This is a genomic window from Nonomuraea sp. NPDC052116 (assembly GCF_040680035.1).
GTDB lineage: Bacteria > Actinomycetota > Actinomycetes > Streptosporangiales > Streptosporangiaceae > Nonomuraea > Nonomuraea angiospora_A.
In genome coordinates this window covers 1-19,972 of record NZ_JBFAWA010000012.1, presented here as the reverse complement: position 1 = coordinate 19,972, position 19,972 = coordinate 1, and the positions used below count along the sequence as shown (strand labels likewise).

Here is a 19,972-nt window from a genome sequence, read left to right as displayed (position 1 = left end):
GATGCACTCGACCCTGGTCAAGCGGCTGGCCGCCACCGCCCTCGCCGTACTCTCGACGATCACGACCGGTTGCGCCTCGTCCGACGCCCCCTCCTCCTCCGCGGGAGGGGTGGTGCGGCTGAAGTTCTGGGGCGACTGGTCGGGCGAGGGCGAACAGCAGTTCAAGACCATGACCGCCGCCTTCAACAAGACGCACCCCAAGATCCAGGTCGAGTACGTCGTCCAGGAGGACATGCTCACCAAGTTCCTCACCGCCTCGACCTCCGGGCAGGCCCCCGACGTCATGTTCTGGGACCGCTGGCGGACGGCGAGCTACGCGCCGAAGGGCGTCCTCACCCCGATCGACGACCTGCTGAGGAAGGACGGCATCGAGCGGGAGCGCTTCTACGGCGAGGCGCTGCGCGAGCTCACCCACGGCGGCAAGCTGTACGGGCTGCCGCTCACGGTCGACGCGCGGGCCCTGTTCTACAACAAGGCCCACCTGAAGGAGGCCGGGGTCGAGCCGCCGCGCACCTGGGCCGAGCTGGAGCAGGCGGCGGTCAAGCTGACCAGGCGCGAGGGCGGCAAGCTCGTGCGCGCCGGCCTGTCGATGGACGACACCGGCCTGTTCAGCATGTACCTGCGCCAGGCCGGCGGCCAGATGGTCAGCGACGACTGCTCGCGCACGACCTTCAACGGCCCGCAGGGTCTGCAGGTCCTCGACCTGTGGAGCCGCCTGATCAAGGCGGGCGTCTACCAGAGCGGCTTCGAGAAGGGGCTCGGCGAGGGCACCGACGCGTTCGCGACCGGCAAGGTCTCCATGATCCTGACGGGTCCCTGGAAGATCACCACGTACCAGAAGTACGGCAAGGACCTCGACTTCGGCATCGTGCCGCCGCCGACCGGGCCGCAGGGCGGCAGCGCCAGCCTCATGGGCGGCTTCGGCCTGGTGATCCCGCAGGCGGCCAAGCACAAGGACGCGGCCTGGGAGTTCGCCAAGTGGTGGGCGGCCGAGAAGGACAACGCGCTGCTGTGGGCCAGGACGAGCCTGAACATCCCCGGCAACGTGCAGGCGGCGCAGGATCCCTTCTTCTCGGGCGACCCGTTCTGGAAGCCGATCCTGGACACGTTGCAGTACGCCAAGATCCGCCCCGCCTGCGCGGGCTACGCGCCGATGGAGGAGGAGTCCCTCATCCCCAACCTCCAGCTCCTCATGGAGGGCAAGACCACCGCCCAGCAGGCCCTGGCCAAGGCCCAGGAGCAGGGTGACCGGGTGCTGACGGAGAACAACCAATGAGAGCGCGCGCGGCGGCCGCCGGCCTCGTGCTGACCGCGGCCCTCACCCTCGCCCCCACTCCCGCGCACGCCACTGTGCCCGCCGACGCCGACGCGGCGATGTCGGCCTTCGTCTCCGCCTTCTGGGACCCGGCGAAGAAGTACTTCTACACCAACAGCGACCACCAGATCCACGCCGAGCACGCCCACGGCCCGGAAGGCGGCCTGTACACCGACTTCTGGTGGGAGGCCCAGCTGTGGGAGCTGGTGATGGACGCCTACCAGCGCACCGGCGGCGCCGCCTACCGGCAGCTGATCGACGACGTGTACGCCGGTTTCGTCGCCTACTACCCCACTTTCGCCAACGACTTCAACGACGACCTGGGCTGGTGGGCGCTGGCGTGCGCGCGGGCGTACGAGATCACGCGTGACGCGACGTACCTGAACCGGTCGCGTGCCTTGTTCGACCAGATCTGGGCCGAGCAGGACGCCACGTTCGGCGGCGGCATCTGGTGGCGCAGGAGCGTGCACACCCAGAAGAACGTGGCCACCAACGCCCCGGCCGTCATCACCGCCACCAAGCTGTACGCCGCGACCGGCACCGCCTCCTACCTGACCGACGCCCGCGCGGCGGCGGACTGGGCCACGACCTACCTCACCAACGGCGGCACCATGATGCACGAGGGCTCCGACGACGCCGGGGGCTTCAAGTCGCTGCTGTTCCGCTCGCTCAACACCCTCGTCACCGAGCACGGCCAGACCCAGTACCTGCCCTTCCTCCAGCGCAACGCCACCCAGGCCTGGCGCCACCGCCGCACCGGCGACGGCCTCGCCGGCCCCGACTGGTCCGCGCCCGCCCCCGCCACGTACCTCCAGAGCATCACCGCGGCCGCCGCCGTCAGCGCGCTCCAGCTCGTCCAGCATGACGGCAACACCGGGCTCCAGCCGGAGAACGGCCGGTACGAGGCCGAGAACGCGCTGTCGTCGGGCATCGGCGCCGAGAGCACCCAGCCCGGCTTCAGCGGCCGGGGCTACCTCGCCGGCTGGAACGCCTCCGGCCAGACCCTGACCTTCCACGTCAACGTGCCCTCCGCCGGGGCGCACGAGCTGCGCTTCCGGTACGCCGCCGGCGCCGGGGACGCCTCCCGCCGGATCATCGTGAACGGCGCCCAATCCGACCAGTCGTTCCCGTCCACCGGCGGCTGGGGCACCTGGAACACCACCGTGCTCAACGGCGTCACGCTGGCCCGGGGTCACAACACCATCCGGGTCGAGCTGGGCTCGGGCAACTACCTCAACCTCGACCGCCTCGACGTCTCCGCCCAGCTCCAGGCCGAGTCGGGCACCCTGCACGGCGTCGGCACCGAGTCCACCAACCCGGGCTTCACCGGCACCGGTTACGTGGCCGGCTGGAACGCCGACGGCCAGTGGGTGGACCTGCGGCCCGACGTCAGCCGGGCCGGCACGTACGAGCTCGCCTTCCGCTACGCGGCCGCCGCGGGCGACGCCGTCCGCCACGTCTTCGTCAACGGCGCCGGAGCCGTGGACGCCCTCCGGTTCCCCTCCACGGGCTCGTGGAGCACGTGGAACACGGTGACCGTGCCGAACGTCGCGCTCCAGGAAGGGGCCAACACCGTCTCCGTCATCTTCAACGCGTCCAAGGGCAGCGCGAACTGGCTCAACCTCGACGAGCTGACCCTCCGCTACGTCAGCGGCCCTTCGTGAGCCCGGGGGTCGGAGAGGGTCCAAGCAACCCATGTTGACTACGCCGGATTAGTCAACTAGCGTTGCTTGTCATCGCCGGCGCCTCTGCCCGGTGGATGACCACGCCCTTTCCGACCTCCATGGAGGCTCCATGTCCATGCTCCGTACCGGCCTGCTCGTCGCCGCCCTGACCGCGACGGCCACCATGATGACGATCCCCGCCGCCGCGGCCGACCGGGGCCACGCCAAGCTCCAGCGCGCGCTCGACCAGGCCGTGGCCGACGGCGGCGGTCCCGGCATCGTCGCCGAGCTCAGGGACGGCGACGCGGCACCGTGGTTCGGGACGGCGGGGGTGGCCGACCTGGAGACCGGACGCCACCGCCGGCCGGGCGAGCACTTCCGCATCGGCAGCTTCACCAAGGCGTTCGTGGGCACGGTGGTCCTGCAGGTGGCGGCCGACGGCAAGCTGAGCCTGGCCGACACGGTGGCGAAGTGGCTGCCCGGCGTGGTGGAGGAGCACCTCGGCGGGGACGGCACCAAGATCACGATCAGGCAGCTGCTCAACCACACCAGCGGGCTCCCCGACGCCGTCCCCGGCCAGGAGACCCCGCGCCCCGAGGAGCCCGGCAAGCGCTTCATCTACTCCAAGGTCAACTACAACCTGGCGGGAATGATCGTCGAGCGGGCGACGGGTTCGACCATCGCCGACGAGATCGACCGCCGCATCGTCGGCCCGCTGCACCTGACGGGCACGTACCTGCCCGGCGCCGACAACATGATCCGCGACCCGCACGCCCGGCACTATTCGAAGTTCGACGAGGCCGGCGGGCCCGCGGAGGTCCATGACGTGACGCACGCGGACCTGAGCTGGGCCGGGGCCGCCGGCGGGATGGTCTCGACCACCTCCGACCTGCAGCGGTTCCTGCGGGCCCTGCTGCGCGGCCGCCTGCTCGCGCCCGCGCAGCAGAAGGAGATGTTCACCACCGTCTCGACGGAGGGCGCGGACTGGGTCCCGAACACCAGGTACGGCCTCGGCGTCTACTCCCAGAAGCTCCCGTGCGGGGTCACGCTCTGGGGCGGGGGCGGCTTCATCCAGGGCTCGGTGACGTACGCGATGGGCGACCGCGAGGGCGCCCACACGCTGGTCGCCAACCTGAACGGCGACTGGAACGACTTCCTCACGACCTTCGGCACGCTCTTCGAGACCCGCTTCTGCCCGCTCACGTAGCCTTCTCGGCCGGCTGCAGTCCGGCCAGCAGGTTGAAGGAGCCGGTGAGCAGGTTGAGGGCGACCAGGCCGGGGATCTCCGCGATGATCCGCTCGCTCCAGCCATGAGCCCTCAACTCGGCCACGTCCTCGTCCGTCAGCGACGACGGTTCGGCCAGCACGCGGGTGGCGACCGCGATGAGCGCCGCCTCCCGGGCGTCGGTGGAGGTGCCCTGGCGGGCGAGGGCGATGTCCGTCTCGCTCAGCCCCGCCGCCCGGGCGCCCGCCGTGTGCGCGTCGAGGCAGAGCCCGCAGCCGATCCACTCCTGGAGGGCGAGCGAGATCTTCTCGCTGAGGGCGCGGGGCAGCTTGCTGCGCTTCATGGCCCGCGACAGGTCCAGGTAGCCCTGGAGCATCGCCGGCGAGTGCGCCATGGTGGAGATCATCTCACCGGCCGAGCCTGTGCGGCCGATGATGTCGTTCAGCAACTCCCGGGACTTCTCCGGGGCTTCGGCGGGGTCGAGCGCGGCGAGCCGTCGCATGTGATCTCTCCTCGGGTCACGTGTAGTCGTTCCCGGACGCTTGGAGCCTCCCGGGGGTATCACTCTCCGCCGCGTTCATGACCGATTCGCCACCTCATACCCCGCTTCCTCGACCGCGGCCACGATGTTCGCCGCCTCCACGGGGCCGTCACTCTCCACGGTCAGCAGGCCGCTGGCCAGGTCGACCTCAACCGAGGTGGCCCCGGACACCTCACCGACCTCCTCCTTCACCGAGCTCACGCAGTGCCCGCAGGTCATGCCCGTGACGGTGTAGGTAGCGGTAGCCATATCGATCAACCCTCTCCGATGCTGCCTGTCAGGAACGAACGAGCCGCGCGATGGCGTCGGAAGCCTCTTTGACCTTCGCCTGAGCCTCCGGCCCGCCCTGAGCGGCGGCCTCGGCGACACAGTGCGCCAGGTGATCCTCCAACAGGGAGATCGCGACCGACTGCATCGCCTTGAACGTACCATACCCCCCTACCGTATTCAAAACATGAGCTTGTCCGGGGTGATGGGCAGGGATCGGACGCGTTTGCCGGTCGCGTGGTGGACGGCGTTGGCGACGGCGGCCGCCACGCCCACGATGCCGAGCTCGCCGATGCCCTTGGCGCCGAGCGGGGTCTGCGGGTCCGGCCGGTCGACGAAGCGGATGTCGATGTCGGGCACGTCGGCGTGCGTCGGCACGTGATAGTCGGCCAGGCTGTGGTTGACGACCAGGCCCGTGCGCTCGTCGAGCAGCGCCTCCTCGGTCAGCGCCATGCCGATGCCCATGATGATCCCGCCGCGCATCTGGCCGGCGGCCTGCTTGGGGTTGACGATCCGGCCGCCGTCGAACGCCCCGGCCCAGCGCGTGACGCGCGTCTCGCCGGTGTCCTCGTCCACCCGCACCTCGCAGAAGTGCGCGCCGTAGGAGTAGGTGCCACGCTTGATCGTCTGGTACGGCAGCGCCGACCTGCCCTCCACCTCCACCCCGTCCAGCCCGGCCCTGGCCAGGATGCGCTCGTAGGTCTCTCCTCCACGAGGGCCGAACAGGCCGCCGTCGCGGGTCTCCGCCTCGCCGGGCGACAGTCCGGCCAGCGGCGAACCGGTGCCGCGCGCCAGTTTCAGCAGCTCGCGGACGAGCTTGTCGCGGGCCGACCAGATGGCCGAGGCGAGCGTCGTGGTGGCGGCCGAGGCGCCGGGGATGCGGGTCCTGGCCACGTCGGAGTCGCCCTGTTCGAAGCGGACCCGGTCGAGGGGCAGGCCGAGCCGGTCGGCGGTGGCCTGGCTCTGCGCGGTCGAGGTGCCGGCGCCCAGTTCGTTGGTGCTGCTGCGGACGGTGACCGTGCCGTCGGCGGACAGGCGGAGCTTGACCCCGGCGATGAGCACGGCGTCGGGGTTGATCGCGGCGGCCATGCCGTACCCGATGAGCCAGCGGCCGTCGCGGGTCGCGCGGGGCACGGGCGGGCGCCGCGACCAGCCGAACGCGTCCGCGCCGAGCTGGTACGCCTCGCGCAGGTGGCGGCTGGTGAACCGGTTGCCCGCGACCGGGTCGCGGTCCGGCTCGTTGCGCAGGCGCAGTTCGAGCGGGTCCAGGCCGAGCCGCCAGGCCAGTTCGTCCATGGCCGACTCCAGGGCGAAGGAGCCCGGCGCGACGCCGGGGCCGCGGAAGAAGGCGTTCTGGATGCGGTCCAGGCGTACCACCTGCTGGGCGCTGTGCAGGTTGGGGCAGGCGTACAGATGCCGGGAGGCGATGACCGCGGCCTCGGCGAACTTGTCGGCGCTGCACGACGACAGGGCGTGGTGCTCCAGCGCGGTGAGCCGCCCGGAGGCGTCGGCTCCGAGCGAGACGCGACTGCGGGTCGGGGCCCGCCCGCCGGTCATGGCGAACAGGTCGGCGCGCGACAGGACGAGCTTGACCGGCCGGCCGGAGAGCCTGGCCGCGGCCACGGCGAGCCAGACGTGCGGCCAGGCGACGGTCTTGCCGCCGAAGCCGCCGCCGATGAACGGCGCGAGCACGCGGACGTTCTCCTCGGCCAGCGAGAACTTCCTGGCCAGCATCTCCTTGACCCCGTAGGGGTATTGCGAGGTGTCGTGGACGGTGAGCCGGTCGCCCTCCCAGTGGGCCACGGTGGCGTGCGGCTCCATCGCGTTGTGGTATTCGAGCGGCGTGGCGTACTCGGCCTCGACGGTGACCGCCGCCGGGGCGGTGCGAGGGTCGCCGATCCTGGTCACCGGCTCCTCCAGTACGGCGTGCGCGGGCGTGAAGGGCCGCTGCCCGGTCATCGACAGCGCGGCGGGCCACCGCTGGTAGTCGGCGTGGATCAGGGAGGCCGCGTGCCTGGCCTGCTCCGGGGACTCGGCGACGACCACCGCGATGGGCTGGCCGTACCAGAAGATCTCGTCGGTGTTGAGCACGGGCAGGCTGATCGCGGCGGCGCCCAGCGGGCCGCGGAGGGTGGCGTAGGCGGCGGTGCGCTTCATCGCGGGCGCGTTGTGGTGGGTCATCACGAGCAGCACGCCGGGCGCGGGAGGCACGTGGATGGCGGTGACGCGGCCCCTGGCGATGGTGCTGCCCACGACGACGGCGTGGACGAGGCCGGGGAGCCGGTGCTCGGCCGTGTAGCGGACGGCGCCCGCGGCCTTGGCGGGGCCGTCCAGCCGGTCGGCGGGGCGGCCCAGTTCGGCGCGCTGGTGGGCCAGGGGGTCGGGCCGGCCGTCCGGGAGGAGCCTGGCCAGCCTGGCCATCGCCTTGCCGGCGAGGGTGAAGCCGCGCGATGCGAGGGTCATGAGCAGGCTCCCTTCAGAGCTCGGCGGATCAGCCGCCTGGCCAGCTCGGGCTTGAACGCGTTGTGCTCGCGCGGCCGCGCGTCCGCCAGGGCCCGCTCGGCGGCCTGGTCGATGAGGTGGTCGTCGAGCGAGGTGCCGGTGAGGAGCCGTTCGGCCTCGTACGCGCGCCACGGCTTGGGCGCGACCCCGCCCAGCGCGATGCGCACCCGGCTCGCCCGCCCGTCCTCCAGATGGGTGAACACGGCCACGCTCACCAGCGCGAAGGCGTAACTGGCCCGATCGCGGACCTTCAGATAGACCGAGTGGCCGGGAGGGACGGGTGGCAGGTCGATCGACGTGACCAGCTCGCCCGGCCGGAGCACCGTCTCCACGTGCGGGGTGTCCCCGGGGAGGAGGTGGAAGTCCGCCAGTGGCACGGGGTCGCGGCCGGCGATGTTGACCACGGCGTCGAGGGCGGCCAGGGCCACGCACATGTCCGACGGATGCACGGCGATGCAGCTCTCCCCCGCGCCGAGGACTGCGTGCATGCGGTTGAACCCGTCGAGGGCGTCGCAGCCGGCACCCGGCTCCCGCTTGCCGCAGGCCGAGTGGCGGTCGTAGAAGTAGCCGCAGCGGGTGCGCTGCAGGAGGTTGCCGCCCACCGTCGCCCGGTTGCGCAGCTGGGGCGAGGCGCCGTTCACGATGGCCTCGGACAGCAGCGGGTAGCGGTCGCGGACCCGGGGGTCGGCGGCCACGCGCGTGTTGCGGGCCAGGGCGCCGATCCGCAGCCCGCCGCCGGGCAGGTCCTCGATCCCGGCCAGCGGCAGCCGGCCGATGTCCACCAGCCGTTCCGGCGTCTCGATGCCCTCGCGCATCAGGTCGACGAGGTTGGTGCCGCCCGCCAGGTATTTCGCCCCCTCGGCGGCGAGGGCGCGGGCTTCGGCCGGGTCGGTGGCGGTGACGTAGGAGAACGGGTTCATCGGGCGACCTCTCTCACGGCCGCGAGGATCCCGTTGTACGCGCCGCACCGGCACAGATTTCCGGCCAGCCGCTCCCTGATCTCGGCGTCCGTCAGGCTCGCCGCTCCGACGGCGCTCGGCACCCCCGCGTCGTACTCGCCGAGCATGGCCACCGCCGAGCAGATCTGCCCCGGCGTGCAGTAGCCGCACTGCAGCCCGTCGTGACGCACGAACGCCTCCCGCAGCGCCTGCCCCGGCTCGCCGAGCCCCTCGATGGTCGTGATCTCCGCGTCCTGGCACTGGACGGCGAGCACGAGGCAGGAGTTGACCCGCTCGCCGTCCACCAGCACCGTGCAGGCGCCGCAGGCACCCTGGTCGCATCCCTTCTTCGTCCCGGTCAGGGCGAGGTGTTCGCGCAGGCAGTCGAGCAGGCTGACGCGGGTGTCGAGCTCCAGCTCGTGCCGGCGGCCGTTCACCGACAACCGCACCTGTATGGATGGCATCCGAAACTCCTTTAACTCGTACATCCATGTACGGCTTACCGGGCCGACTATACCCCTCCTCGGTATGAGCGCTGTTCCGGAACTACGACCGCGGATAGCATTCGCGTCATGACGCGCGGCCTAGGAGAGCTCGAATCCACCATCATGGAGCGGATGTGGGCCCGGCGGCAGCCTGCCTCCGTCCGGGACGTGCTGGAAGAACTGCGGCAGGAGCGCACCATCGCCTACACGACGGTCATGACCGTAATGGACAAGCTGCACACCAAGGGCCTGCTCAAGCGCGAGCCCGTCCGCCGCGCCTACATCTACGAGCCGGTCGCCTCCAAGGAGGCCTACACGGCCGACCTGATGCGGGCCGCGCTGGCCGGCAGCGGCAACCAGGCCGCCACGCTGGTCCACTTCCTCGAACGGCTCACCCCCGAGGAGGCGACCGCCCTGGAGGCGGCCCTGCAGGTGTTCCCGCCCAAGGGCGGGCAGGCGTGATCGCAGCCGCCGTCCTTGCGCTCTACACGGTGGTCGCCGCGATCTGGCTGCCGCGGCTGATGCGGACCGCGCGCTGGGCCGACCGGGCGCCCCGGCTGGCGATCGCGATGTGGCAGGCGGCCGGCGCCTCCGTGGTCGCCTCCGCCGTTCTGGCCGCGTTCGCCTTCGCCGTGCCCGCCGACGTCGTGGGGCACGGGCTGGCCGGGCTGTTCGAGATCTGCGCGGCGATGTTGTCGGACGGCGACGGCCTGACCGTGGCCGGCGCGGGCGCGCTCCTGGCCGCGGGTGCGGTGCTGGCGCGGCTGCTCGCGTGCGGCGCGGCCGTCCTGGTCAGGACGAGCACGGAACGACGTGCGCACGCGGCCATGCTCGGCCTGCTCGGCCGGCGCGACCGCGACCTCGACGCGATCGTGCTCGACCACGACGAGCGGCTGGCCTACTGCCTGCCCGGCAGGCGCGCCCAGACCGTCATCACCACCGGGGCCCTGCGCAGCCTCACCCCCGAGCAGGTCGCCGCCGTCCTGGCGCACGAGCGCGCCCACCTGCGCGGCAGGCATCACCTGGCGCTCGCCGCGGCACACACTCTGGCCAGGGCGTTTCCGAAGGTGCCCGTGTTCCGGGCGGCCGAGGCGGAGATCGTCCGGCTGATCGAGCTGCTGGCCGACGATGTCGCGGCGCGGCGCCATCCCCGGGTGCAGATCGCCGCCGCGCTCGTCGGCCTGGCCACCGGGCGGGCACCCGCGTTCGCGCTCGGCGCCGGCGGCGACACCGCGCTCCTGCGCGTACGCCGCATGCTCAATCCCGCCTCCCCGCTCAGGCGCGTGGAGCGCCTGGCCGGGGTGGCGAGCGTGGCGCTGCTGCTGAGCGGGCCGGCGGCGGTGGCGCTGGTGCCCGGCTTCGCCTCGTTCGTGGCCCACCACTGCCATTCCCTCCTCACCTTCTGAGCCCGCGGCCCCGGAACCGTCGGGCCCTCTCCGGTGTATGCGGGGCATGAGATTGCCGGTTGCCCTCGCTCTCGCCGCCGCCCAGCCCCGCCCCGACCTCCTCGAACGGCACGCCCGGGCCGTTCGGCCGGGTGGGCTCGGCCCGCCTCACTCGTGCCCGCGCGACCTCCTGGGCGCGGTAGTCGGATTCCCGCATCGCGGGTGTGCGGACGGGCGACGGGGTACCGTCACCGCGTGGACGCGCCCGCAGCACGGACCGACTTGTACGGCGACGCCGTTTTCACCCGCCACACTCTGGTCGTCATCGACTTCGAGGGGCTGACGCCGCAGGGGCGTCCCCTGGTGCCGGTCGAGGTGGGAGTGTGCGCCGTCAAGGCGAGCGGCGGCGACCTGGCCGAGATGTGGCGGTTCGAGTCGTTGATGGCCCCGCCGGCGGGCGTGGCCGTCACCCCGTGGGACGTGCGGCAGACCGGCATCACGGATGCCATGCTCGCCACCGCCCCACCGGCCGAGCAGGTCATGGCCGCTCTCGACGACCGCCTGACGACGCCGCCGTACCGGCTCGTCGCCCATCACGCCGCGACCGAGGCGGCCCTGATCGCCGGGCTGCGGTCGTGGTGCCCGCGACTGGCCGCCGTCCCGCTGCTCGACACCGTACGGCTGGCCCGCCACCTGTATCCGCGGCTGCCCTCCCACAGCCTGGACACGCTGCTCGCGCACCTGGGCATCCCCTGCCCGGCCGGTCGCCACCGGGCCCTGCCGGACGCCGAGGTGACGGCGCGGCTGCTGCGGCGGCTGCTGGCCGAGGGGGGCCGCACGCGCTGGCGCTCCCTGTACGACCTCGACGCCATCGGCGGCCTCGCACCCAAACGGCCGCCGCACCGGCCGAGCGAGCAGCCGGGCCTGTTCTGACCCTGTTGCCATCATCTCCTCTTATACGTAGGCTTATACGTATACACGAGGAGGGCGACCATGGTGCGCGGCACGACGATCGAGATCCCGGACGAGGACCTTCCGCTGCTGGAGCGGGCGCAGGGCCTGGCGGGCGGCACGCCGGCGGCGGCGATCAGCGAGGCGCTGCGGCGCTACGTCGAGGCGGAGGAGGGCCGCCGGCAGGGCTACGACGAGATCGTCATCCAGGTCGCCGGGGACGAGCGGCGATTCTCGGGGGTGCTGCTCGGCGAGTGGGGCCGCACCAGCCGCGGCGGGCGGGTGGAGACGTTCCGGGTGTACCGCTCGGGCAAGGGCACGTTCGTCCTGCACGTCGATCGCTCGCCGGACTGGGTGAGCGGCTCGGAGTCCGACGACTGGCTCGGCTACCTCGGCCTGGGCGAGACGAGCTGGGGCTTCGTGCCGGGGGATGCCGTCGTGGAGGTCGTCGGCACGATCGAGGAGCTGCGCGGCAGGATTCCCGCCGAGTTCTACGACCGGGTCGCCGGGATCGCCGAACGCCCCGTCGTCGAGGACCTCGACCTCTGACCGGCGAGCCGCCACGACCGAACAGGAAGGCAATCATGGAACTCCGGACGCGAGTCTCCGACGGCGACCGCGACATGGTCGTCCAACGACTTCAGCAGGCCTTCGCCGACGGCCGGCTCGGCTCCGCCGAGATGGAGGAGCGGCTCGAACGGGCGCTCACCGCCACCTCCCACGGCGACCTGGTGGCGGTCACCGCCGACCTGCCGGAGCCCCCGGACGAGACGGTGGAGCTGAGCTCCACCGGCGGCCGCATCAGGCGGGCGGGCGACTGGCAGGTCCCGCGCCGGTTGCGGATCGAGTCCGAGTACGGCCAGGTACGGCTGGATCTGTCCCGGGCCGTCATCCCGCATGCCGAGATCGAGATCGGCCTCCGGCTCGACTACGGATCCGCCACGATCGTCCTGCCGCGCGGCGCGACCGCGAACACCGACAGGGTGCGCACCGACTGGGGCCGCGTGACCTGCGAGGCGCCGGGCCGACCTCGTCCCGGCGCTCCGCACGTCCTGGTCACCGGGACCCTCCCCTACGGCCGGCTGCGGATCCGCGTCTCCCGCCGCCGGCTCAGCCGGTGAGGCTCACTCGGCCAGGCGCTCGATGGCGAAGGCCGCCAGGAATCCGATCGTGGTGATGAGCCCCGTGAGGGTGTGCGCGCGATCGAAGGCTTCGGGGATCATCGTGTCGGCCACCATGGCGAGGATCGCGCCCGCCGCCACCCCCATGATCACCGCCGTGAACGCGGGCGAGGCTGACTGCATGGTCAGGTTGCCGAGCAGCGCCGCCAGGCCGCTGGCCAGCGCGATCCCGCCCCAGATGCCGAACACGTAACCGGGGCCGCGGCCCGCGCGCTTCATCCCGGCGGCGCTGGAGAGCCCTTCGGGGACGTTCGAGATGAAGACCGCGGCGAGCACGGCGAGCCCGATCTTCCCCCCGCCCACGAGGGACAGGCCGAGCACCACGGACTCGGGGATGCCGTCGAGCAGCGCGCCGATGGCGATCGCCGCGCCGCTCCCCTGGACGTCGGCCTCGCTCGGCTGCTGATCGCCCGAACGCTTGCGGTGCCGCGCGCCGTACCGGGCCAGCAGCGCGTTGGCCGCCACGTACGCGCAGGCGCCGGCGAGGAAGCCGGCGGCGGCCGGTAGGAGCCCGCCGGCGCGCTCGGCCTCGTCCATCAGCTCGAACGACAGCGCCGAGATCAGGACACCGGCCCCGAAGGCCATGATCATGGCGATCCAGCGCGCCGGGACCTTCACCGACCAGGCGACCGCGGCTCCCACGACCAGGGCCCCGCCGGCCACCGACCCCCACAGCCCCGCCTCCAGCCATTCCGGCATCACCGCACCTCCACCCGCAGGACTGTACGCGCCGCACGTTCCCGTCCGGCCGGAGGGGGCTGCAGTCAACCGCCCCGATATGCGGCCATTGAGCAGTGCAGTGGTCGTGGTGACAGGGGACGGCGCCGGCTGAGCGGACGGCTCGGGGTTCCCCGCAGGGCGTTCTCGAGCCGGTGGGCGAATCGCGGCTCTCAGGTCGCCGCCTTGTACTTCAGTGTCCCGTTCGTGGCGATCTGCTACTTGTAGTACCACCTGCGCCACGGACGCGGTACGCGTCCCGCCCCTGTCCAGACGAAGGAGAACCAAGCTCATGGAACCCCCTCTGTGGTCGGCCTACCGCGAGCTCACCGCGAAGACGACCTGCGTGGACCTCACCCACGCCTTCCGACCGGGGCAGCCGCACTTCGCCGCGTTCCCGGACGAGCGGCGCGAGAAGGTCTTCGACATGGACCGCGGGGACGGCTTCAACGTCCACCTGTACACGCTCGTCGGGCAGTGGGGCACGCACGTGGACCCGCCCGTGCACTTCGTGGCCGGCGCGCGGACCGTCGACGAGATCCCGGTGGAGGAGATGATCCTGCCGCTGGTGGTGCTCGACATCACCCAGCGCGTGGAGGCCGATCCGGACGCCACGCCGACGATGGAGGACGTCGCGGCATGGGAGCGGCGCAACGGGAGGATCCCCGCCGGGGCGTTCGTGGCGCTGCGGACCGGCTGGGGCCGGCGCTGGCCGGACCTGGACGCGATGGCCAACAGGGACGCGGCGGGGGTCAGCCACACCCCCGGCTGGTCGGCCGACGTGCTGCGCTACCTGTTCGAGCAGGCCGGCGTCACCGCGATCGGCCATGAGCAGACCGACACCGATCCCGGGTCGGCCACGTCCACGGGCGACTTCAGCCTGGAGCTGTACGTCCTGGCGCGGGACCGGTGGCAGATCGAGCTGATGGCCAACCTCGACCAGGTGCCCAAGACGGGCGCGCTGATCGTGGCGACCTGGCCCAAGCCCCAGGGCGGATCCGGTTTCCCGGCCCGCGTCTTCGCCCTGTGCCCGACCGGCTGAGAGCGGTGCGGCCGGCCGCGGTCAACGACCGCGACCGGCCGGACGGCATGGCCGCCGCGCCGGAGGAGCTCGTCGGCGTCAGCTCGTGACGGCCCGCTGTCTCGGCAGCGCCGCCGTCGCCGTTCCCCAGGACTCGAGCCGCGTACGGATCTCCTCGCGTACGGGGTGCGACAGCGCGTCGTGGTAGGCGCGGTCCAGCAGCGCGTCGATCTCGACGCGCTGACCGGTCTCCGCGGAGCGGACCGCCGCCTCGACCATCGCGAGGCTGCGGACGTTGCCCGCGATCGCCCCCGGCGGCTCCACCCCCGCGCGCAGCGCCGCCACGAACTCCGCGAGCGCCCCGGCGATCTGCTCCCGGTCACCCCGCGGCACGTCCACCGCGCCGCCGGCGCTGGACGTGACGCGGTCCTCGCCGTCCCAGGTGGCGGTGCCCTCGGCGCCGCTGGCCAGCCACTCCCCGTTCCAGGACGTCTCCGCCCCCTCCGCGCACCAGCTGCCGGTGAACACGTAGCGGGTGCCCTCCTCGAACAGGAAGGTCGCCGTCGCCGCCGCGTCGCCCCGGTACCAGCTCCAGGGCGGGTTCCAGCTCTCGCAGCCGACCGAGACCGGCTCCGCGCCGAGCAGGTGGCGGGCGGCGTCGAAGGCATGGATGGCCATGTCGACCAGCAGCGGCTGCTCCATCTCGTCGCGGAAGCCGCCGAAGCGCGGGGCGCGGAAGAACCCGGTGGTGAGCAGCCCGATCGGGCCGAGCCCGGCGATCCGGCTCCGGTACGCCTCCAGAGCGGCGAAGTACCGGCGCGACTGGCTGATCATCAGCAGCCGCCCGGTCGCCTCGGCGGCGGCGGCCTGGACGAGCGCCTCGGCGAGGGTCGGCGCGGCCGGCTTCTCGCACAGCACCGGCAGCCCGGCGAACAGCGCCTCGACGTTCACCGCGGTGTGGGCCGCCGGGATCGTGACGTTCACGACGACATCCGGCCCGGTCGCCAGGAGCTCGCCGAGCGAGGCGCCGACCTCGGCGTCCACGCCCACGGCCCGTACGGCCTGCGCCGCCCGGTCCATGTCGAGGTCGGCCACCCCGACCAGCTCGACGTCGCCGGACTCCGCCAGGGTCCGCAGCCAGGCGACGCCCATCGCACCCGCTCCCACCTGCACGACGCGGAGCGGGCGCGCGCCGGAACGGTTCACTCGGCGTGCTCCTTGTTGTGCAGGGCGCCGCGGTAGCCGTGCCCGTTGAAGAAGTCGCCCGTCTCGTAGCGGAGCAGGATCGGCAGCTCGCGCCGGGACCGGTCGCCGGCCGCCCACTCGGCGCCGTTGGCGATGACGTGCAGCACGTCCGGGTGGTGGTAGACCGGGTAGTCCTGGTCACCGGGGCTGAAGTAGAAGATCTTGCCGTTGCCGCGCCGGAAGGTGCAGCCGCTGCGGAAGACCTCGCCGCCGCTGAACGAGCTGATGAAGATCAGCTCGTCGGGCGTGGGGATGTCGAACTGCTCGCCGTACATCTCCTGGGCGGGGATCTCGATGGGGTGCGGGATGCCGCGGGCGATGGGGTGGGTGGGGTTCACCGTCCAGACCAGCTCGCGGTCGTTCTCGCTGCGCCAGCGCAGCGTGCACGTGGTGCCCATGAGCTTGGTGAAGATCTTCGACCAGTGGCCGGAGTGCAGCACCACCAGCCCCATGCCCGACAGGACGTGCCGGTGCACCCGCTCCACCACCTCGTCGGCCACCTCCGCGTGGGCGGCGTGACCCCACCAGATGAGCACGTCGGTGTTCGCGAGCACCTCCTCGGTCAGGCCGTGCTCGGGGTCGTCCAGCGTGGCCGTGGCGACGGTCGCGCTGTCACCCAGCCAGCCCTCGATCCCCCGGCGGATGGCGTTGTGCATGCCGTCCGGGTAGATCTCGGCGACTCGGGGTTCGAGCTGCTCGTGGCGGTTCTCGCCCCATACGGTGACGTGGGTCTTCACACAGGTTCCTTTCTCATTTGATCGCGCCGTTGATGGCGCCGGACGCGATGTAGCGCTGGGCGAAGATCAGCAGCAGGCCCGCCGGGACGGAGGCGAGCACCGAGGTGGCCATCACGGCCGACCAGTCCTCGCTGTTGGCGTTGATGTAGTCGTAGATGCCGAGCGTGATGGGCCGGACTTCGGGGGTGCTGGTCATGGTGAGCGCGAACAGGAAGTCGCTCCACGCCCTGAGGAAGGTGAAGAGCGCGGCGGTCACGATCGCGTTCTTGCTGATCGGCACGACGATCGAGACGAACGCCCGGAAGTTGCCCGCGCCGTCCACCAGCGCCGCCTCCACGAGCGCCCCGGGGATGGACCCCATGAACGCGCGGATGAGCAGCACCGCGAACGGGATGTCGCCGGCGGTGTTGGCGAGGATCAGGCCGAACACGTTGTTGAGCAGGCTTCTGCGCTGTCTTCATCTGGACTGTGGCGCGGAGACCTGGTCCTTCAGGGCTGAAAGGAAGCGCCACCCCTCCTTTCGGAAACAGTATGGAAAAGATCGGTAACAGCCAGTAATGCGTGCGCTGGGTGCTGCTCCAGTGACAGGAAGTGCGCGATGGCGATCCGCCGCTCGGCCGCCAAACGGCACGGCCTGCCCTCGGTCGTGCAACTGCGGCTCACCCCCACGCCCGCCCAGGCCAACGCCCTCGCCACCGCGGTGCGGGTATGCAACCAGGCGGCCACCTACATCTCCCGCCTGGCCTGGCAGCAGCGCACCTTCCCCATCCTGGACCTTCACCGGCTCGCCTACCACCAAGCGCGCGCCCACTTCGGCGCTCTGGCCGCCCAAGCAGCCGTGCGCGCCATCGCCCGGGTCGCCGGCGCCTACGCCAACCGCCGCGCCACCAAGAAACGCGCCCACATCTTCCGCCCGCACGGCGCCATCCCCTACGACGCGCGTCTCATGAGCTGGAACCGAGATGCCCGCATCGTGTCCCTGTGGACCCCGACCGGCCGCGTCCACGTCTCCTACACCGGCCGCGAGGAAGACCTCAAAGCCCTCGATACCCTGCCGATCGGGGAGGCCGACCTGATCTGCCGGCGCGGTGTGTGGCGGCTGCACGTCACCCTCACCCTGCCCAAACCACCTGTGGGCGAGCCTGCCAACGGCTTCCTCGGCGTGGACCAGGGAGTGGCGAACCTGGCGGTCACCTCCGACGGGGCGGTGCTGCCCGGCCCCACCCTGCCCGGCCCCATCGAAGGTAACGGCCATGCCCGCACGCTGCGCCAGCGGCGGCACCGGCAGCGCCGCCGGCTGCAGAAGAAGGGCACTCCCGCGGCGCGGCGGGTGCTGCGCCGCCTGTCCGGGCGCGAGCACCGGATGATGACCGACCTCAAGCACCAAATCAGCAAGTACGTGGTGCGCGAAGCCGAACGCACCGGCCACGGCATCGCCCTGGAAGACCTCCAAGGCATCCGCGGGCGGGCAAGGGCTCACCGGCTCCAGCGGCGCACCCTGCACTCCTGGGCGTTCGCCCAGAACATCGAGTTCACCCGCTACAAGGCCGCCCGGGCCGGGATCGCATTCACCCTGGTCGATCCCGCCTACACCAGCCAGGCCTGCCCGGAATGCGGATGGACCAGCAGGGCGAATCGGCCGGCACGGGGCCGCTTCGCCTGCACCCGGTGCGGCCTCGCTGGGCACGCCGACCACATCGCGGCCCGCAACATCGCCCAACGCGGCGTCGCGGGCTGGGCTGCTGTCAACCAGCCACACGCTACCGGCCTCCCTTCAGCCAGGCGGGACCGTGAGAGCAAGCCACCGGCTTCAGCCGGTGGTAGTTGACGTGAGCTACTCCTTGGTGGGAGTGGTTCGTCGAGGCCACTGGCAGATGAGTCACGGAGAGCCAGGGGATGCGGGACGCATCGCTCTCAAGACATGGACAACGTTAGTAAAGCGCTTAACCCAGCTCGCTTGTGAAGTATATTGCGCCTATCGCTCGGTGATGTCAATAACTAGTTAAGCGATTTACCGACGACGCCGCGATAGAGTTGCTCGCGCGTCCTCACGAGGTGGGAGGCGGGACAATCCATGGTCACGATGCGCGATGTCGCCGAGCGAGCCGGCGTCTCCATCGCCACGGTCTCCTTCGTCATCAACGGCACCAAGCGGGTCGCTCCGGAGACCCGGGCCCGGATCGAGGCGGCCATCCGGGAGCTCGGCTACCGGCGTAACGTCGTGGCCCGCGCGCTGGCCAGCTCGCGCACGCGCATCCTCGCGCTGCTGCACCCCTACCTCGAAGCGCGGCCGATCGCCACGGCCAACCAGTTCCTCATGAGCGCCGCCCACGGCGCCCGCGAGCGCGGCTACGACCTCGTGCTGTGGCCCGTGAACGACGACGAGCAGATGTCCCACCTGCTCGCCGGCGGTCTCGTGGACGGCGCGCTGCTCATGGAGGTCCAGCTCCGCGACCCCCGCGTGGACCGGCTGATCGCGTCCGGGCTCCCCTTCGCGCTGATCGGCCGGACCGAGGACGAAGACCTGCCGTTCGTCGACATGGACTTCACCGCCACGATCGACCAGGCCGTCGGGCATCTCCGCTCCTTCGGCCACCGGCGCATCGCGCTCGTCACCCTGCGGATGAGGGCCTCGACCGGGAACGAGCCCGGCTGGATCATGCGGGTGAAGTCCGCGTACCTCGACGCGATGGCGGCCGCCGGCGAGCCGCCTGCCGTCATCACCGTGGAGGGCACGTCGGCCGGCGGGCGGAAGGCGGCGCGCCGGCTCAGCGAGGACTTCCCGGAGGTGACGGGCGTCGTCGTGGTGAACGAGGGCGCCTCGGCGGGGCTGGTCAAGGAGACGCGGGCGCTCGGCCGCAGCGTGCCGGACGACCTGTCGATCATCTCCGCGGCCACCACCGCCGAGCTCGGCGAGATGATCGAGCCGTCCCTGACCGTCATGACGGCGCCGGCCACCGAGCTGGGCCGCCTCGGCGTGAACGCGCTGATCGACCAGCTCGAAGGGGTGCCGGACGCCCCTCCGAACATCCTCATCCCCTGCACGCTGGTGCCCGGCCAGTCGGTCGGCCCCGCCCCTCTTTGATGATTTTTTCATTGCTCATGTATATATTTGCGACATGTCACGAGGAGCGAGGATCGCGGATGTCGCGCGGCTGGCGGAGGTCTCCGTCCCGACCGTGTCGCGGGTGCTCAACGGCTCCTCCGGGGTGCGGCCGGAGACTGTGGCGCGGGTCATGCGCGCCGTCAAAGAGCTGGACTACCGGCCCAAGGGCGTGGCCAGGACGCTGATCTCGGGGTCGCGGTCGATGATCGCCGTCATGGCGTCGCACCTCAACCGCTACGGGTACGCGGAGGTGCTGGCCGGCATCGAGCAGGCGGCACGGGACAACGACTACGCGGTCACCGTCTGCGTGATCGACCCGATGATCGGGCCTGGCGACGGCGACGTGGAGGGGCCGATCCGGCGCGCGCTCAGCCAGGAGATCGCGGGGGTCATCGTGATCGACTTCGACGCCCAGGGCGAGCGGGTCATCGGCCGCATGCCGAGCTCGGTGCCGATGATCGGCGTCACCGGGTTCGACGGCCGCCCGGGGCACGTGCCGTACGCGGTGATGGACGAGCACTCCGGCGGGCGCCTGGTCACCGAGCACCTGCTCGACCTGGGACATGACACGGTGCACCACGTCACCGAGCCGCCGTTCGGCCGGCCGGCCGGCCCCGCCGCGGGGGGGCCGGCCGGCCCCGCGGGGCCCCGGGGGGAACCGCCCCCCGCCCGGGGGGGGGGCGGAGTCCCGC

The 19,972-nt window shown here is 71.8% G+C and carries 21 protein-coding genes and 1 pseudogene; 12 read left to right on the top strand and 10 right to left on the bottom strand.

The features are described from left to right. Position 1: 1 nt before the first annotated feature. From AB0L65_RS23805 to AB0L65_RS23795, 3 genes are all read left to right on the top strand, one after another. Positions 2-1,276 carry an ABC transporter substrate-binding protein gene (locus AB0L65_RS23805; RefSeq protein WP_364248862.1) on the top strand — a complete coding sequence of 425 codons (1,275 nt, stop codon included), beginning with the start codon at positions 2-4 and terminating at the stop codon, positions 1,274-1,276. After that, complete coding sequence (locus AB0L65_RS23800) at positions 1,273-2,979, top strand: CBM35 domain-containing protein (RefSeq protein WP_364248860.1); 1,707 nt, start codon at positions 1,273-1,275, stop codon at positions 2,977-2,979. The genes AB0L65_RS23805 and AB0L65_RS23800 overlap by 4 nt, the downstream gene beginning before the upstream one ends. Positions 2,980-3,109: 130 nt before the next feature. Further along, positions 3,110-4,186, top strand: a complete 1,077-nt coding sequence (locus AB0L65_RS23795; RefSeq protein WP_364248858.1) for a serine hydrolase domain-containing protein — start codon at positions 3,110-3,112, stop codon at positions 4,184-4,186. Here the strand turns inward: AB0L65_RS23795 and AB0L65_RS23790 are convergent. The 6 genes and pseudogenes from AB0L65_RS23790 to AB0L65_RS23765 form a co-directional block, all read right to left on the bottom strand. Continuing rightward, on the bottom strand, positions 4,179-4,706 hold the full coding sequence (locus AB0L65_RS23790; protein WP_364248856.1) for a carboxymuconolactone decarboxylase family protein: 528 nt from the start codon (positions 4,704-4,706) through the stop codon (positions 4,179-4,181). The two genes, AB0L65_RS23795 and AB0L65_RS23790, sit on opposite strands and share 8 nt — an antisense overlap. A 75-nt stretch (positions 4,707-4,781) precedes the next feature. Next, a complete protein-coding gene (locus tag AB0L65_RS23785; protein ID WP_364248854.1) occupies positions 4,782-4,994 on the bottom strand; it encodes a copper ion binding protein in 213 nt (70 codons plus the stop codon). A 28-nt stretch (positions 4,995-5,022) separates the two neighbouring features. Beyond that, a pseudogene (locus tag AB0L65_RS23780) lies at positions 5,023-5,166 on the bottom strand (metal-sensing transcriptional repressor); the annotation flags it as partial. A gap of 26 nt (positions 5,167-5,192) precedes the next feature. Beyond that, positions 5,193-7,475: a xanthine dehydrogenase family protein molybdopterin-binding subunit gene (locus AB0L65_RS23775; RefSeq protein ID WP_364248852.1), complete on the bottom strand. Its 2,283-nt coding sequence runs from the start codon at positions 7,473-7,475 to the stop codon at positions 5,193-5,195. After that, positions 7,472-8,434, bottom strand: a complete 963-nt coding sequence (locus AB0L65_RS23770) for a xanthine dehydrogenase family protein subunit M (protein ID WP_364248850.1) — start codon at positions 8,432-8,434, stop codon at positions 7,472-7,474. The genes AB0L65_RS23775 and AB0L65_RS23770 overlap by 4 nt, the downstream gene beginning before the upstream one ends. Further along, entirely contained in the window at positions 8,431-8,916 is a 486-nt protein-coding gene (locus AB0L65_RS23765; protein WP_364248848.1) for a 2Fe-2S iron-sulfur cluster-binding protein, read from the bottom strand. Before AB0L65_RS23765 ends, AB0L65_RS23770 begins: the two co-directional genes overlap by 4 nt. Positions 8,917-9,024: 108 nt before the next feature. Between AB0L65_RS23765 and AB0L65_RS23760 the strand changes: the two genes are divergently transcribed. From AB0L65_RS23760 to AB0L65_RS23740, 5 genes are all read left to right on the top strand, one after another. Then, positions 9,025-9,399: a BlaI/MecI/CopY family transcriptional regulator gene (locus AB0L65_RS23760; RefSeq protein WP_350735128.1), complete on the top strand. Its 375-nt coding sequence runs from the start codon at positions 9,025-9,027 to the stop codon at positions 9,397-9,399. After that, positions 9,396-10,343, top strand: coding sequence for a M56 family metallopeptidase (locus tag AB0L65_RS23755; RefSeq protein ID WP_364248846.1), 948 nt, complete (start codon positions 9,396-9,398; stop codon positions 10,341-10,343). Before AB0L65_RS23760 ends, AB0L65_RS23755 begins: the two co-directional genes overlap by 4 nt. Before the next feature lie 234 nt (positions 10,344-10,577). Further along, positions 10,578-11,255 (top strand): 3'-5' exonuclease, encoded by a 678-nt coding sequence (locus AB0L65_RS23750; protein ID WP_364248844.1) that lies wholly within the window; start codon positions 10,578-10,580, stop codon positions 11,253-11,255. A gap of 60 nt (positions 11,256-11,315) precedes the next feature. Then, positions 11,316-11,822 (top strand): EXLDI protein, encoded by a 507-nt coding sequence (locus AB0L65_RS23745; RefSeq protein WP_364248842.1) that lies wholly within the window; start codon positions 11,316-11,318, stop codon positions 11,820-11,822. Between the two features lie 35 nt (positions 11,823-11,857). Further along, a complete protein-coding gene (locus AB0L65_RS23740; RefSeq protein WP_364248840.1) occupies positions 11,858-12,394 on the top strand; it encodes a DUF1707 domain-containing protein in 537 nt (178 codons plus the stop codon). A gap of 3 nt (positions 12,395-12,397) precedes the next feature. Here the strand turns inward: AB0L65_RS23740 and AB0L65_RS23735 are convergent, their stop codons facing one another. After that, the gene (locus tag AB0L65_RS23735; RefSeq protein ID WP_364248838.1) at positions 12,398-13,153 is read right to left on the bottom strand and encodes a ZIP family zinc transporter; all 756 of its coding nucleotides are present in this window, start codon (positions 13,151-13,153) and stop codon (positions 12,398-12,400) included. A gap of 310 nt (positions 13,154-13,463) precedes the next feature. On the opposite strand from AB0L65_RS23735, the gene AB0L65_RS23730 reads away from it, so the two are divergent. Continuing rightward, positions 13,464-14,213: a cyclase family protein gene (locus tag AB0L65_RS23730; RefSeq protein WP_364248836.1), complete on the top strand. Its 750-nt coding sequence runs from the start codon at positions 13,464-13,466 to the stop codon at positions 14,211-14,213. Between the two features lie 78 nt (positions 14,214-14,291). On the opposite strand, the gene AB0L65_RS23725 is transcribed toward AB0L65_RS23730, so the two are convergent. Genes AB0L65_RS23725 through AB0L65_RS23715 form a run of 3 tightly spaced genes read right to left on the bottom strand, consistent with a single transcriptional unit; the run spans position 14,292 to position 16,604 of the window. Continuing rightward, positions 14,292-15,398, bottom strand: a complete 1,107-nt coding sequence (locus AB0L65_RS23725; protein WP_364248834.1) for a Gfo/Idh/MocA family oxidoreductase — start codon at positions 15,396-15,398, stop codon at positions 14,292-14,294. Further along, complete coding sequence (locus tag AB0L65_RS23720; RefSeq protein ID WP_364248832.1) at positions 15,395-16,174, bottom strand: ThuA domain-containing protein; 780 nt, start codon at positions 16,172-16,174, stop codon at positions 15,395-15,397. Before AB0L65_RS23720 ends, AB0L65_RS23725 begins: the two co-directional genes overlap by 4 nt. A 13-nt stretch (positions 16,175-16,187) precedes the next feature. Further along, a complete protein-coding gene (locus tag AB0L65_RS23715) occupies positions 16,188-16,604 on the bottom strand; it encodes a carbohydrate ABC transporter permease (RefSeq protein WP_364248830.1) in 417 nt (138 codons plus the stop codon). A 168-nt stretch (positions 16,605-16,772) separates the two neighbouring features. Between AB0L65_RS23715 and AB0L65_RS23710 the strand changes: the two genes are divergently transcribed. From AB0L65_RS23710 to AB0L65_RS23700, 3 genes are all read left to right on the top strand, one after another. Continuing rightward, a complete protein-coding gene (locus tag AB0L65_RS23710; RefSeq protein WP_364248828.1) occupies positions 16,773-18,002 on the top strand; it encodes a transposase in 1,230 nt (409 codons plus the stop codon). A gap of 246 nt (positions 18,003-18,248) precedes the next feature. After that, the gene (locus AB0L65_RS23705; RefSeq protein ID WP_364248826.1) at positions 18,249-19,259 is read left to right on the top strand and encodes a LacI family DNA-binding transcriptional regulator; all 1,011 of its coding nucleotides are present in this window, start codon (positions 18,249-18,251) and stop codon (positions 19,257-19,259) included. 34 nt (positions 19,260-19,293) lie between these two features. Then, on the top strand, positions 19,294-19,972 hold a 679-nt coding region (locus AB0L65_RS23700; RefSeq protein WP_364248824.1), incomplete at its 3' end, for a LacI family DNA-binding transcriptional regulator.